Origin of the sequence: Shewanella sp. 5_MG-2023 (assembly GCF_030547465.1) — a bacterium.
Lineage (GTDB): Bacteria > Pseudomonadota > Gammaproteobacteria > Enterobacterales > Shewanellaceae > Shewanella.
Window position 1 is genome coordinate 1 of sequence record NZ_JAUORC010000108.1, and the last position, 510, is coordinate 510.

At 42.2% G+C, this 510-nt stretch carries 1 protein-coding gene; it reads right to left on the reverse strand.

Going from position 1 to position 510, the window contains the following annotated elements; all coding sequences use genetic code 11:
* Window positions 1–437, reverse strand: a 437-nt coding sequence (locus Q4557_RS19895) for a transposase (RefSeq protein WP_303415076.1), incomplete at its 3' end; no start/stop codon positions are given.
* Between the last annotated feature and the right edge of the window lie 73 nt (window positions 438–510).

The window sequence follows — 510 nt, forward strand, 5'->3', positions numbered from 1 at the left end:
TCTAGAACGGCGTTGGTAACGCGAGAAACTAACGTGGGTGATATCTCTGCGCCGTACCATTCATCAAAGGCTTGAACGATATCACGAGTACTCATGCCTTGAGCGTAGAGCCACAATATTTTATCGTCCATAGAGGTAAATCTGGACTGGTGTTTTTTAACTAACTGAGGTTCGAAACTGCCTTCACGGTCTCGCGGCGTATCAAGCTCAAATTGACCATCTTCAGTTTGAATGCGCTTGCTGGTTTTACCGTTACGGCTATTAGCAGAAGTCGATTTATGGTGTTTCTCATAGCCCAGGTGGTCATCCATTTCGGCATTAAGAGCGGCTTCGACCGTTATCTTTTTGAGCATCTGACTGAATTGATTTAAGTCTTCTGGTGTTTTAATGCTTTTAGCTGCTTCTTTAGCAAAAGCTTCAATATCTTTTTTGTTCATGAGTATCTGCCTATCCTTGACTCTCTATAGAGTACGTGTTGATAAGCAGTTACACAAAATTAGTTACAGTCTC